This is a genomic window from Polaribacter sp. Hel1_85, assembly GCF_000766795.1.
Classification (GTDB): domain Bacteria; phylum Bacteroidota; class Bacteroidia; order Flavobacteriales; family Flavobacteriaceae; genus Polaribacter.
The window spans coordinates 414,985-428,473 of record NZ_JPDS01000002.1; the positions used below are offsets into that span (position 1 = coordinate 414,985).

General features: G+C 28.9%; 13 protein-coding genes. 9 read left to right on the forward strand and 4 right to left on the reverse strand.

What is annotated here, in order from left to right; genetic code table 11:
- The first annotated feature begins 59 nt into the window (after positions 1-59).
- Positions 60-1,115 (forward strand): endonuclease/exonuclease/phosphatase family protein, encoded by a 1,056-nt coding sequence (locus tag PHEL85_RS09120; protein WP_036824249.1) that lies wholly within the window; start codon positions 60-62, stop codon positions 1,113-1,115.
- Between the two features lie 161 nt (positions 1,116-1,276).
- Here PHEL85_RS09120 and PHEL85_RS09125 read toward each other — a convergent pair whose 3' ends face one another.
- Both PHEL85_RS09125 and PHEL85_RS09130 read right to left on the reverse strand, forming a co-directional pair.
- Positions 1,277-2,809, reverse strand: a complete 1,533-nt coding sequence (locus PHEL85_RS09125; RefSeq protein WP_036824252.1) for an Rne/Rng family ribonuclease — start codon at positions 2,807-2,809, stop codon at positions 1,277-1,279.
- A 287-nt stretch (positions 2,810-3,096) separates the two neighbouring features.
- A complete protein-coding gene (locus tag PHEL85_RS09130) occupies positions 3,097-3,387 on the reverse strand; it encodes an HU family DNA-binding protein (protein ID WP_036824254.1) in 291 nt (96 codons plus the stop codon).
- Positions 3,388-3,528: 141 nt separating this feature from the next.
- Here PHEL85_RS09130 and mutY point away from each other — a divergent pair, with 141 nt between their 5' ends.
- The 6 genes from mutY (at position 3,529) to PHEL85_RS09160 (ending at position 9,595) form a co-directional block, all read left to right on the forward strand.
- The gene (gene mutY, locus PHEL85_RS09135; protein WP_036824256.1) at positions 3,529-4,572 is read left to right on the forward strand and encodes an A/G-specific adenine glycosylase; all 1,044 of its coding nucleotides are present in this window, start codon (positions 3,529-3,531) and stop codon (positions 4,570-4,572) included.
- Positions 4,573-4,612: 40 nt separating this feature from the next.
- Entirely contained in the window at positions 4,613-5,050 is a 438-nt protein-coding gene (locus tag PHEL85_RS09140) for a single-stranded DNA-binding protein (RefSeq protein WP_036824257.1), read from the forward strand.
- Between the two features lie 19 nt (positions 5,051-5,069).
- Complete coding sequence (locus tag PHEL85_RS09145) at positions 5,070-6,398, forward strand: gliding motility-associated protein GldE (RefSeq protein ID WP_036824260.1); 1,329 nt, start codon at positions 5,070-5,072, stop codon at positions 6,396-6,398.
- Complete coding sequence (gene gldD, locus PHEL85_RS09150) at positions 6,391-6,942, forward strand: gliding motility lipoprotein GldD (RefSeq protein ID WP_036824262.1); 552 nt, start codon at positions 6,391-6,393, stop codon at positions 6,940-6,942. Before PHEL85_RS09145 ends, gldD begins: the two co-directional genes overlap by 8 nt.
- A gap of 110 nt (positions 6,943-7,052) precedes the next feature.
- Positions 7,053-8,609: a hypothetical protein gene (locus tag PHEL85_RS09155; protein WP_156109161.1), complete on the forward strand. Its 1,557-nt coding sequence runs from the start codon at positions 7,053-7,055 to the stop codon at positions 8,607-8,609.
- 128 nt (positions 8,610-8,737) lie between these two features.
- Positions 8,738-9,595, forward strand: a complete 858-nt coding sequence (locus tag PHEL85_RS09160) for a DMT family transporter (RefSeq protein WP_036824265.1) — start codon at positions 8,738-8,740, stop codon at positions 9,593-9,595.
- Positions 9,596-9,695: 100 nt separating this feature from the next.
- Here PHEL85_RS09160 and PHEL85_RS09165 read toward each other — a convergent pair whose 3' ends face one another.
- Positions 9,696-10,754, reverse strand: a complete 1,059-nt coding sequence (locus tag PHEL85_RS09165; protein WP_036824268.1) for a hypothetical protein — start codon at positions 10,752-10,754, stop codon at positions 9,696-9,698.
- Between the two features lie 43 nt (positions 10,755-10,797).
- Positions 10,798-11,898, reverse strand: coding sequence for a DNA-processing protein DprA (gene dprA / locus PHEL85_RS09170; RefSeq protein ID WP_200882341.1), 1,101 nt, complete (start codon positions 11,896-11,898; stop codon positions 10,798-10,800).
- A gap of 95 nt (positions 11,899-11,993) precedes the next feature.
- Here dprA and PHEL85_RS09175 point away from each other — a divergent pair, with 95 nt between their 5' ends.
- The gene (locus PHEL85_RS09175; protein ID WP_036824274.1) at positions 11,994-12,905 is read left to right on the forward strand and encodes an SPOR domain-containing protein; all 912 of its coding nucleotides are present in this window, start codon (positions 11,994-11,996) and stop codon (positions 12,903-12,905) included.
- A gap of 74 nt (positions 12,906-12,979) precedes the next feature.
- Complete coding sequence (locus PHEL85_RS09180; protein ID WP_036824276.1) at positions 12,980-13,489, forward strand: acyl-CoA thioesterase; 510 nt, start codon at positions 12,980-12,982, stop codon at positions 13,487-13,489.

The following is a 13,489-nucleotide window of genomic DNA, read 5'->3' on the forward strand; positions in this document are numbered from 1 at the left end:
TTCTTAACGTATAAAATAGCTTTAATTTATTACTTTTACACGAACACAAAATCCCCAAAATGAGTAAGAAAATATTTTTGCTTTTTATTTTTTCCTTTTCAATAACTTTAGGTTTTTCTCAGAAAAATGGAAAAAAATATAATATTAGAACTATCGCTTTTTATAATCTAGAAAACTTATTTGACACTATTAATGATGTTACTAAAGAAGATGAAAAAAGCCCAATAATGGAATTGAAGTTCAATAGATCTAAAGTTTATTGGGATAAAATTAATAAATTAGGAAGCACCCTTGCTCAAATTGGAGAAGAAAAAGCAAAAACAAGTCCTGCAATTATTGGTGTTTCTGAAATAGAAAATTTAAATGTTTTAGAAGATTTAGTAAAATCTAAGCATTTGGTAAAAAATGATTACGGAATTATACATTACGATTCACCAGACAAAAGAGGAATAGATGTTGCTTTTTTATATCAAAAAAAGTACTTTAAACCAATTCATCATGAAGCTTTTAATCCAAACATTTATAGGGATAACTTTAAAGTTTATACAAGAGACCAGCTTTTAGTTTCTGGTTATTTAGATGATGAATTGATACATGTAATTGTAAATCATTGGCCTTCTAGAAGAGGTGGTGAAGCTGCAAGTAGACCATCAAGAGAAAAAGCTGCTTATCAAAATTTAAAGATTATTAAGCAAGTTAGAACTCAGGATCCTAATGCAAAAATTTTAATTATGGGAGATTTTAATGACGATCCTATAAATTCTAGCTTTAAAAATGTTTTAAAAACAAAAAGCAGGAAGAAAAATGTAAATGAAGGCGATTTATACAATCCTTATGAAGATATGTTTAGACGAGGTTTTAACACTCTAAAATACAGAGATAAAATAAACTTATTTGATATGATTTTCTTTACTTCACCGCTGTTAGATAAAGGTGAAAAAGATTTTTCTACCTACAAAATGTACAAAGCAATGATCTTTAATAAACGCTTTTTAACAACTAAAAAAGGAAAATATAAAGGATACCCTTTTAGAAGTTTTTCTAACGGAAACTACACAGGTGGTTATTCGGATCATTATCCTGTTTATATATATTTGATTAAAGAAAAACAATAGTCATCAACAGACTATAACAGGCATTTAGAGTAAAAGTTGGTTTTATTAAAATATAAGGTATAGATTTTTCAATTTAAAAACTTCTTAAAAAAAACAAAACCCCACAACTTTTAAGTTGCGGGGTTTTTTGATAAAAAATTATTGCCTTTATATTATAAAACTTAAGACTTTGGAGACTTAAATCTATAATATAAGTATGTGTAAGCGTCACGAGGTATAATTGTAATCCACTTTTTGTGTTTTAAATACCATTTAAAACGTATAGAATTTACTCCTTTTGTTAGATATGCAGCAATAAATGGATGTACATGTAATTGTACTTTTTTATTGTTTTTAGAGTTTGACATAAACTTCTCTAAATCTGCTTCTAATTTGTCTAATAAGACAATAGGAGCTTCTACTTGTCCATTTAAATTTGGGTTGGCTTCGGTAGTTTTTATACTCAACTCTGGTCTTACCCTTTGTCTTGTAATTTGTACCAATCCAAATTTACTTGGAGGTAATATTTTGTGCTTTGTTCTATCTAAAGCCATTTGCTCTTTAAGATGCTGATACAGTTTATTTCTGTTTTCAGCCTTGTGCATATCAATAAAATCTACAACTATAATTCCTCCCATATCACGCAGTTGTAACTGACGAGCTATTTCAGTAGCTGAAATTAGATTTACTTCTAATGCCGTATCTTCTTGAGAACCTGCTTTATTAGAACGGTTTCCGCTATTAACATCAATAACGTGTAAAGCTTCAGTATGCTCTATAACTAAATAGGCACCTTTGCTCATAGAAACTGTTTTTCCAAATGATGTTTTAATTTGTCTTTCTATTCCATATTTTTCAAAAATAGGAGTTTCAGATCTGTGTAATTTTACAATTTTTTCCTTTTCAGGATAAATTTCTTGCAAATACTCTTTAATTTCTATTTTCAAAGTTTCATCATTTGTTACAATACTAGTAAAAGACTCATTCATTACATCTCTTAAAATAGAAGATGCTCTGTTTAACTCGCTTAAAATTTTTGTTGGAGTGTTTGTATTTGGTATACTTTTACACATTTTTACCCAACGTTCTAAAGAGTTTTGCAAGTCTTTATCTAATTCTGCGACTTTTTTGCCTTCGGCAACAGTTCTTAAAATAACACCAAAACCTTTAGGTTTAATGCTTTTTGCTAATCTTTTTAAACGTTCTTTTTCTTTTGGGTCTGCTATTTTTTGAGAAACAGAAACTCGGTTAGAAAAAGGAACTAAAACCAAAAATCTACCTGCTATAGACAACTCCGAACTTAATCTAGGTCCTTTTGTAGAAATTGGTTCTTTTACTATCTGTACTAATAGGTTTTGTCCTGTTTTTAGTACATTGTTGATACTACCGTCTTTGTTAATGTCTTCTTCCTTACGGAAGTTTTTTAAAGTGAATTCTTTATACTTACCTGTGCTTACTTTCTTAATGAACGAATTTAATGAGTTTACTTGCGCTCCTAAATCATGATAATGTAAAAACCCATCTTTTGGGTAACCTACATTTACAAAGGCTGCATTTAAACCAGTTAAAACTTTTCCTATTTTGGCTAAAAAAATATCGCCAACAGAAAATTTGTTACCAGTTGTTTCATTATTTAATTCAATAAGTTTTCCATCCCTTAATAAGGCAAAATCAATATCAGATGAATTTGAACGAATTATTAATTCTGTTTTCATACTGAACTGGATTTAACACTACACATAATTGTGTAGATGGATTAATATTGTCAGGTATTTGAAATACCGTGCGAGGTTAGTTTAACCTCTTATGTCAATGAACTTTTTGTTTTTTCGCTAAACTATAAACGAAAAAGTAAGCGGATGCTTACTTTTTCTTGTGTCTATTTGCTCTAGCTCTTTTCTTTCTTTTGTGTGTAGAGATCTTAGCTCTCTTTCTTTTTTTACCACTTGGCATAATGTTCTGTTGTTTATTAAACCTAATTAAGGTTTAGATTAATATTTTGTTATTTAACTACTACTTTACTTTTTACTCCTTCAGTAAAGGTTTTAGCTGGTTTAAAAGCTGGAATGTTGTGTGCAGGAATCTTAATAGTAGTATTCTTAGAAATATTTCTACCTGTCTTTTCTGCTCTTGTTTTGATAATAAAACTACCAAAACCTCTTAAATAAACGTTATCGCCATTTTCTAATGCATCTTTAACTTCAGTCATGAATGCTTCTACAGTTGCTAATACATCTGTTTTTTCGATTCCTGATTTATCTGAAATTTTTGATACGATATCTGCTTTCGTCATGTCTCTATTTTTACTATTATTTTATTAATTTAATTTCAAAAATGCGGATGCAAATATATGATAATTAATCAACTCCAAAAATAATAACACCTAAATTTATGTGAATTTTATAATGTAATATTGCAAATCTATTTTAAAAGGATGAAATTTTCTAACATATTAATATACTGGTATTTACAAAACAATAGAGAATTGCCTTGGCGCAGTACCAGAAACCCTTATTTTATTTGGTTGAGTGAAATCATGTTACAACAAACAAGAGTTGCTCAAGGTTTGTCTTATTATTTAAAATTTACTACCACTTTTCCTACTGTTTTTGATCTTGCTAAAGCAGATGAAAGTACCGTTTTAAAAATGTGGCAAGGTTTGGGTTATTATTCTAGAGCAAGAAACCTCCATTTTTCTGCAAAACAAATTGCAAATGAATTAAATGGAGAATTTCCATCAACATATAAAGATATTATAAAATTAAAAGGAATTGGCGATTATACAGCTTCTGCAATAGCTTCTATTTGCTTTAACGAACCCACTGCAGTTGTAGATGGAAATGTTTACAGAGTACTTTCTCGCTATTTCGGAATTAAAACACCTATTAACTCCTCTGCAGGAATTAAAGAGTTTAAAACATTAGCACAAAGTCTAATTGACGAGCGTCAACCAGGAAATTTTAACCAAGCAATTATGGATTTTGGTGCGCTTCACTGTAAACCTCAAAATCCGCTTTGTGAAACTTGTCCTTTTGCTGATAGTTGTGTGGCTTTAGAAAAAAAACTCATCAAAGAACTTCCTGTAAAAGAGAAAAAAATAAAAGTTAGAAAACGCTATTTTAATTTTTTAGTGATTAAAACCGATGATCATAAAACAATTTTATCAGAAAGAACTGGAAAAGGCATTTGGCAAGGTTTGTATCAATTTCCATTAATTGAAAAAGAGAAAACCATTAACAAAGAAGAACTGATTTCATCCGAAGAATTTATTAATTTATTTCCTTCTACAACTACTATTTCACTTTTCAACAAAAAAGACATTGTACATAAATTATCACACCAACATTTACATACACAATTCTGGATTGTAGAAACCGAAAATTCATCCGAAGTAAACATAAATTGGGATGAAATTGAAAAATATCCTGTTCCTATTTTAATTGCCAATTTTTTAGAAGCATTTCAACAAAAAAAGTAATTGATATTTTTAGTACTTTTGATGTAGAAATACAGAAGTTATGGCAGGAACAATAAATAAAGTAATTTTAATAGGTAATTTAGGTGATGATGTTAAAATGCATTATTTTGATGATCAAAATTGTGTTGGACGTTTTCCTATTGCAACCAGCGAAAGTTACACCAATAAACAAACAGGAGAAAAAGTTACTACAACTGATTGGCATAATATTGTTGTTAGAAATGGATTGGCAAAAGTTTGCGAAAAATATTTAACCAAAGGAGATAAAGTTTATGTTGAAGGAAAATTGAAAAATCGTCAGTGGGAACAAGATGGAGTAAAACGTTATTCTACAGAGGTTCAAGTAAATGAAATGACGATGCTTTCTACCAAAAGAAATCCAGAAAACACAAACAGTCCTCAACCAACTCAAAAACAACCTTCTAGTCCAGCACCAAAAACTGTTGCTCCAGAAGAAAATGATGATTTACCATTTTAACTAACCAAAATTATAACATTTGGACCCAGATCCCGAAATTTTGTTTTTACTTTTAGCCTCTATAGATTTGTTAACTGTATTTAACGGAGTTGTATTAATTGTTTTATTAATTTGTTCTGCCTTAGTTTCTGGAACAGAAGTTGCATTTTTCTCTCTTTCTCAAACCGATTTAAACGAACTTTCTAACAACGGAAAAGACAAAAACATTGTTGTTACTTTATTAGAAAAACCTAGAAAATTACTCGCTACAATTTTAATTACAAATAACTTTATAAATATTTTAATTGTTTTACTTTTTGCATCTTTAGCAGAAACTTTATTTGGTCATTTTAACTATCAATTAAGCTTGTATTTCTTTACAATTCCTGTTCGTTTTTTATTAGAAATTGTTTTAGTTACCTTCTTAATTCTTTTGTTCGGAGAGGTTTTACCAAAAGTATATGCCTCTAGAAATGCACTTCGATTTTCTAAAATAATGTCTAAATTTATTCATGCTATAAACATTATATTAACGCCATTTAGTTTGCCCTTAATTACACTAACAAAGTGGATTGAAAAAAAATTGGGAAGCAAAAACTCTAACTTTTCTGTAGAAACATTGTCCCAAGCATTAGAGCTAACATCTGAAGGCGCTACTACAAAAGATGAGCAAAAAATTTTAGAAGGAATTGTAAATTTCGGAAACACAGAAACCGTACAAATTATGAAGCCTCGAATAGATATTTTTGCAATATCTGATGAAGAAAATTATGATATTGTTCTTGACAAAATTTTAAAAAACGGATACTCTAGAAACCCGGTTTACAAAGAAAATATAGATAATATTACAGGTGTTTTATATGCTAAAGATTTATTAGCACATTTAAATAAATCAACTTTTAAATGGCAAGAATTACTACGTGAACCCTTTTTTGTGCCAGAAAACAAAAAATTAGATGATTTATTGGGAGATTTTAGAGAAAGAAAAAACCACCTTGCAATCGTTGTTGATGAATATGGAGGAACAAGTGGCTTGGTGACTTTAGAAGATGTTATTGAAGAAATTGTTGGTGATATAAATGATGAATTTGATGATGATGATTTACAATATTCTAAAATAGATGCCAACAACTATATTTTTGAAGGAAAAACTTCTATCAAAGATTTTTGTAGAGTTTTAGATGATGAAGATGAAGCCATTTTTGAAGAAGAAAAAGGTGAAAGTGAAACTTTGGCTGGATTTATTTTAGAGATCTCAGGTAAATTTCCTAAAAAAGGAGAGAAAATAAACTTCAAGAATTATACGTTTACTATTGAAGCGTTAGACAAAAAACGCATTAAACAAGTTAAAGCTACCAGAAATGCGTAACATTTTTTTATTGATTTTCTTCATTTTTTTTATTTCTTGTAAAGAAGATGTTTTACCAAAACCAAAAGCGTATTTGAGTTTAACATATCCTAAAAAATCTTACGAAAAACTAAAACTAGAGAGACCTTATTCTTTTGATATTTTAAAAAACACAACTGTAATTAACGAGACAAATAATTGGTTAAAAATTAAATACCCAAACTTAAAAGCATCTATAGATATTACCTACAGACCAGTAAATAAAAACTTAAAAGAACTTTTAACAGAGGCAGAAAAATTGGTTTTTAAACATACTGTAAAAGCAGAACAAATTATTCCGAAAGACTTTGTAAACTCTAATAAAAGAGTTTTTGGAAGCATGTATGAAATTACCGGAAACGCAGCTTCTCAAATACAATTTCATATTACAGACAGTACAAATAATTTTATAAAAGGCTCTTTGTATTTTTATATAAAACCAAACTACGATTCACTTTTACCTGCAGTCGCTTATATTAAAGAAGATATTTCACGTTTGGTAGAATCATTAGAATGGAAAAACTAACTTGTTTTTTCTTTAAGTAAATCTACCTGTTTTTTAAAACAGAAAATAAAACTCTTTACCACTTTCATAATTATTTAGTTCTTGCTAGCGACAAACTAAACTTATTAATTATGAAAAAAAGTATTCTTTATTTCAGCGTTTTAACATTATCTTTTTTGATGTTTTATTCTTGTAATAACCCTAAAAAAGCAACTTTAACCCCTGAATATGTGGTTTCTATTGAAGCTGAACCAAATAGAAACGCACCTTCTTTACAATCTTTTATACACGGAACATCTGGTTCTGAATGGCTACTATTTGCAGGTAGAACAAATTCTATTGACTCACTAAATGGTGGTTTGCATAATTTAAATGGAAACTATGCTAACACTTCATTTACAAAAGTTTCTTTTAATGAAAACATTTATGTTTATGACCCAATTATTGACGCTGTACCAACAAGTATAAGTATCTCTAAAATGACTACTATTATTTCAGAACATTTTGACAAAGAAAACACAGCTCTTTTTAAAAAGTTTTTAAGTGTATTTAAAAATACAAATGCAAACGTAAAACAAGTTGACGAATTTCTATATATAACTGGTGGTTATGGAGCCATCAATTTTAAAGAACCAACTAAAGGTTATATTACTTACGATCATGTTGCTCGTATTCACGTTCCATCAATGATTCAATTAGTAAAAGGGAATTATGAAGGAATCGAAAAATCTAAATTGTTTGCTTTTGCAAGAAACGAGAGTTTAGTTAGTACTGGTGGAGAGCTTTATTATATTGGTGGTAAAACCATAAAATATGGAAGTTTCTATTTAGTTGGAGGCCATAATTTTGGAAACACAGCTGCTGGAGGACAAAAATATGTAGATGCCGTTTACCCTTTTTCAATTAAAACAGGAAAAAATCCTCATGTATTAAAGGTAAGTTTAAGTGCTGCTATTTCCGATGTGAGTGATCCTAAAGGAGTGGCTTCAGATAATACTTCAATCTTTAGAAGAAGAGATGGACCAATTTTACCTTCAATTTATAGAAGTCCCGTTTCTAATAAAGTTTTACCAGGAATTGCTATTTATGCTGGTGTTTTTAAACCTGGAGATGATAGTAATTTACAAGCTTGGAATGACGCAATCTATGTCCATCCACAATGGGCAAATAAAGAAAGTAAGTTATTTACATATGATAAAACCTATAACCAAAAGAATTATAACGTGTACGCTTCTCCAAATTTTGTAGCTTATGATAGTATTTCTGGTATTTCACACTCCTATTTATTAGGAGGAATTGGTGATGGTCCTGAGAAAGATTATAATGATGAATTATCTGGTTTTACCAACACAGGAATGCACATAAAAACGGATATAAATAAATATCCTTTAAAAAGTGAAAATAAAATATTTAGCAAAAACTTATTTAGTGAGAATTCTAAAAATAAACCTCCTTTTTATGGAGCAGAAGCGATTCTATTTCCTAGCACAAACATTTCTTATTCGAAATATTCAGATGAAATAATCGATATAAACACCTCTTTTAAAAACACTAACAGTATAGATGTTGGCTATATATTTGGAGGTATAGAAGCTTTTAAATCAAACCCAGGAACTTATGGAAAAAGAAATTCTAGAGCCTCAAACAAAATTTGGAAAGTAACATTAACTAAACAAATTACAGAGTAAAGTAACTTCAAAAAAAAGTGGTTTAAAAGAATTCTTTTAAACCACTTTTTTAATTTTAATATAATCCATAAACAAAAAGCTTTTTCTTCCATCATTTTTTTGCAGTTTTGCTAAGTAAAAAATTAGTTATGGAAAATACGCATGTAAAAAACTTATCATTTTTACTTTTAGCAACACTTTTTATAAGTACTTCTGGTGTATTAGGCAAATATATTGCTCTATCTCCTGAGGTAATTATTTTATGTAGAGCTAGTTTTGCTGCTGTTTTTATTTATATTTTTTGTCGATTTAAAAAAATAGATTTAAAAGTTCAAACTAAAAAAGATCGTAATTCATTTATTGTAAGTGGTTTTTTTATGGCTGCTCATTGGGTTACTTATTTTTATGCTTTAAAATTATCTAATGTAGCAATTGGCATGTTGTCTATGTATACATTTCCTGTTATAACTGCTTTATTAGAACCTTTTTTTTCTAAGCAAAAACTTAATCCTATTCATGTTTTTCTAGCAATTTTAGTTTTAATTGGTGTTTATATGTTAGTTCCAGATTTTTCTTTAGAAAACGATCAATTAAAAGGAATTTTATTCGGAATTTTCTCTGCTTTATGTTATGCCCTTAGAAATCTTACTATTAAAAAACATGTAAAAGATTACAATGGAAGTATGTTGATGTTTTATCAAATGATTGTAGTTGCTGTCTTTTTGATTCCTGTTTTATTTTTTGGTGATTTTTCGAATCTTGAAAGTCAATTACCTTTATTATTACTAGTTGCTTTGTTAACCACAGCAATTGGACATACAATGTTGGTTTATTCTTTGCAACACTTTTCTGTTTCTACAGCAAGTATTATAAGTAGTGTGCAACCGATATTTGGAATTATAATTGCTTACATTTTTGTAAATGAAATACCTAGCTTTAATACTTATATTGGAGGAAGTTTAATTTTATTAACTGTTGTTATTGAAAGTGTTAGAAGTAGAAAGTAATAAAAACAACGGCAAACAAGTTTAGCCCTGATTGAAATGGCATCCTTTTTGTTTTTTACAAAAAGATATAATGGAAAGCAGGAAATAGCTTCTAAAAAAACTATTTAGTACTAATATCTAAATAGTTACGCTTTACAAAAATTAAAATGGTTTCTAAAATTTCGCCCATGTTTTTGCACTTTTTAAACTCTACATCTCCAACATAATCTATTAAATCTTGCTTTAGACGCTCTATGTGTTTTGGGAAAGAAATTGAATCTTGTTTCATACATCTAACGATATGCTGAATTCTGTCTGGAGAACTAATCATCCTTTTTGCAATGTAAGAACGCTCTTCTATTTTATATTGCTCTATAGAGCTATTTTGCAGTCTTTTTCCAACCATTTCTACCATTTTAAAATTCTCTTTTAAGAACTGTAAATTGTAAACTTTTAGGTTGCCTTCAAAAGATTGTTGATCGAAATCTATGGCTCTAATTTTGTAGATAATTTTATCAAAATCGTGAATTGGTGTTATTACGTAATTGTAAGAACGCATATCTCCTAACAACCTAATAAAACATCTTTCTTTAAATTTAACAAATTCTTTTGCAATCTGCGATTTTTCTGAACTAGTACAAGAAGGAAGAATGTTATTTATAAAATCATCTCCCGGAATTCCTGAAATATGCTCTTCAATTAAGGTGTCTTTATACACTAAATAATTAATTGTATAAGGAGATAAAATATGTTCTAATTCTAAACCATAAATACGAGAAGCATCTGCTTGTTTTACATAAAAATATGTAAAATTGTCATTAAGAATATTTCTTACCTTAACTCTAAATGGTTTTGAATTTCCGAACGTACAAAAATCAATAGCATCAACACTTAAATAAGGAATTGTTTTATCATTACCATCGGAATGTAGAATTGTATATATCTGTTTTAAACTTAAATCTATTTCTTCTCTATCCCACTCAGAATAATAGGTTCTTACCCAAAGTGTATCTTCATCGTTTTTATCATACACAGAAACAGAACCTTGAAAACGCAACAAATCATTATATAAAATACTAATTTTAGTACTTCTATTATGTTTTTTTAAAAAAGCTGCCAACAATTTACTTACCGGAAAAGTTGGTTTCTTTTTTGATATCAGTTTTTGATTTTCAGACATTTTTCTTTGAATATTCTACAAAAATAAGGATTATTAATAGACTCTATACTATTTCGAACATCTTTCCTGGCAATGGTTTTGTAATACCTTTTAATTCCATTTGCAATAAAATTGATGATAATTGAAAAATAGGAATATTACATTCTAAAGAAATGACATCAAGTAATTGTTGTCCTTTTTCATGTAATAAATCATAGATTTTTTGTTCACTTTCATTCAACTCCATAAATAGTTGTTTTTGTATTACTTTGGGTTTTTGATGAACATCCCAATTTAACATTTTTACAATATCTGATGCTGAATTTAGCAAATGAGCTCTATTGTTTTTTATTAAATTATTACAACCTTTACTATAAATATCTGTTGTTCTACCAGGAACTGCAAACACATCTTTATTATAAGAATTAGCAATATCTGCAGTTACTAAAGAACCTCCTTTTGCTGCAGATTCTATAATTATTGTTGCTGTAGAAATACCTGCAACAATTCTATTTCGTTTTAAAAAATTTTCTCTTAACGGATCTTCTTCACTCCAAAATTCAGTTAAAAACCCACCTTTTTCATTTACTTTATTTATATATTTCTTGTGAACCTTTGGATAAATTTGTTCAAAACCATGAGCCAAAACTGCAATGGTTTGTAAATTATTTTCTATTGCAGCTTTATGCGCACAAATATCTACTCCGTATGCAAAACCACTTACAATTATTGGATTGTATTCTGAGATTTCTTCTATAAATTGATTGCAAAAATTACGTCCATAAGAACTTATATTTCTTGTACCAACAATAGATATAATTTTATTGTTTGAGAAATCTAAGTTTCCGTCTTTAAATAACAATATAGGGCTATCGATACAATGTTGAAGATTTGTTGGATAATCATCCTCTAAAAAATAAGAATAAGATATATTATTATCTTGAATGTATTTTAACTCTTGTTCAGCCAATTTGACGTTTTCTGCATCAAAAAGGTGTTTTAAAGCATGAGTTCCTATTCCGTTTATTTTTGATAAGGTAGTTGCTTTTTCTTTAAATATTTGTGAGACATCTCCCACATTTACAATGAGTTTCTTTGCCAAAATATCGCCCACAGCTTTACTTTTCTGCAATCTTAAAATAGCGAGTAGTTTTTCTTCTTCCAATAGATAACAATTTGACAACCAATATATAAAAAAATTGTTGATAATTTTTAGAGAACTTTCTTTTAAGAAACTTCAAAATCTCTATATTTGTTATAATGACACTAGCTACTTACATAAACGATTTATTATACAGATACGATTGCGTAATTGTACCAGACTTTGGCGGATTTGTTACCAATAGAATTGGTGCAAAAGTGAATCACTTTACACACACTTTTTCTCCACCTACAAAACAGGTAACATTTAACAGTCTGTTAAAACATAATGATGGTTTATTAGCTAACTACATTGCTTCTGCAGAGAACATCTCTTTCGAGAAAGCTTCTACCGCTATTTCTTTATCTGTAATTAAATGGCAAAACGAATTACAATCTAAATCTGTAGAGATTGATAATTTAGGTGTTTTATCATTAAACAATGAAAAACAAATTGTTTTTGAACCTAATACCGAAGTTAATTACTTAACAGAATCTTTTGGTTTAGCAACTGTAGAATCTTCTGCAATTTCTAGATACAAACAACAAGTAAAACCTTTGATTCCTGTTCAAGAAAAAGTAGCCAAAAAAGGTATTCCTGCATTTATAAAATACGCTGCAACTGCTGCAATTTTATTAACATTAGGTGTTGCTGGTTATAATGGTTATCAACAAAAGCAACAGAAAGAAGTACTTGCAAATCAAGAAAAAGCGATTCAAAAAAAGATACAATCTGCAACTTTTGTAATCTCTAATCCTTTACCAACCATTAATTTAAATGTTGTTAAAGAAACTTCTAAACCATTTCATATTGTTGCTGGAGCTTTTCAATTTGTAGAAAATGCAGAAAAGAAAGTAAAGCAATTAAAAGCAAAAGGTTTTGACGCCAAAATAATTGGAGTTAACAAATGGGGACTTACTCAAGTAACTTTTAATAGTTATGCAGATCGTAACGAAGCAACTAACAATCTTTACAAGATTCAAGATACTGTTTCTAAAGATGCTTGGTTATTGATAAAAAAGTTAAACTAGTTCAATTTTTCTTTATCATTTTTTAACTTCACTTTTAAATAAGTGATTGTTATCTTTGCCTAAAATATTTTTTGATGGAAGCAAAAACTCCAAAAGAATCTTTAACCGTTCTTACTGACTTAGTTTTACCTGGTGAAACAAATTTTTTAGACAACCTTTTTGGTGGAGAATTATTAGCGAGAATGGATAGAGCCTGTAGCATTGCTGCTAGAAGACATTCTAGACAAATTGTAGTTACTGCATCTGTAAATCATGTAGCTTTTAGCAAACCTATTCCTGTTGGAAGTGTAGTAACTGTAGAAGCAAAGGTTTCTAGAGCTTTTAAATCTTCTATGGAAACGTATGTTGATGTCTGGACAGAAGACAGACTATCTGGATCTAGAACAAAAGTAAATGAAGGTATCTATACTTTTGTTGCAGTTGATGAAGTTGGAAAACCTGTTACAATTCCACAAATTACACCAGAAACTGATTTAGAAAAAAAACGTTTTGAAGGAGCTCTTAGACGTAAACAATTAAGTTTAGTATTAGCTGGTAAGTTAAATGCACATGATGCAACTGCTTTAAAAGCTTTGTTTAATTAA

Bases quoted from the DNA above. Each gene is read 5' to 3' on its own strand.
- PHEL85_RS09120 (WP_036824249.1), top strand. From the start codon at position 60: ATGAGTAAGAAAATATTTTTGCTTTTTATTTTTTCCTTTTCAATAACT.
- PHEL85_RS09125 (WP_036824252.1), bottom strand. From the start codon at position 2,809: ATGAAAACAGAATTAATAATTCGTTCAAATTCATCTGATATTGATTTT.
- PHEL85_RS09130 (WP_036824254.1), bottom strand. From the start codon at position 3,387: ATGACGAAAGCAGATATCGTATCAAAAATTTCAGATAAATCAGGAATC.
- mutY (WP_036824256.1), top strand. From the start codon at position 3,529: ATGAAATTTTCTAACATATTAATATACTGGTATTTACAAAACAATAGA.
- PHEL85_RS09140 (WP_036824257.1), top strand. From the start codon at position 4,613: ATGGCAGGAACAATAAATAAAGTAATTTTAATAGGTAATTTAGGTGAT.
- gldD (WP_036824262.1), top strand. From the start codon at position 6,391: ATGCGTAACATTTTTTTATTGATTTTCTTCATTTTTTTTATTTCTTGT.
- PHEL85_RS09155 (WP_156109161.1), top strand. From the start codon at position 7,053: ATGAAAAAAAGTATTCTTTATTTCAGCGTTTTAACATTATCTTTTTTG.
- PHEL85_RS09160 (WP_036824265.1), top strand. From the start codon at position 8,738: ATGGAAAATACGCATGTAAAAAACTTATCATTTTTACTTTTAGCAACA.
- PHEL85_RS09165 (WP_036824268.1), bottom strand. From the start codon at position 10,754: ATGTCTGAAAATCAAAAACTGATATCAAAAAAGAAACCAACTTTTCCG.
- PHEL85_RS09175 (WP_036824274.1), top strand. From the start codon at position 11,994: ATGACACTAGCTACTTACATAAACGATTTATTATACAGATACGATTGC.
- PHEL85_RS09180 (WP_036824276.1), top strand. From the start codon at position 12,980: ATGGAAGCAAAAACTCCAAAAGAATCTTTAACCGTTCTTACTGACTTA.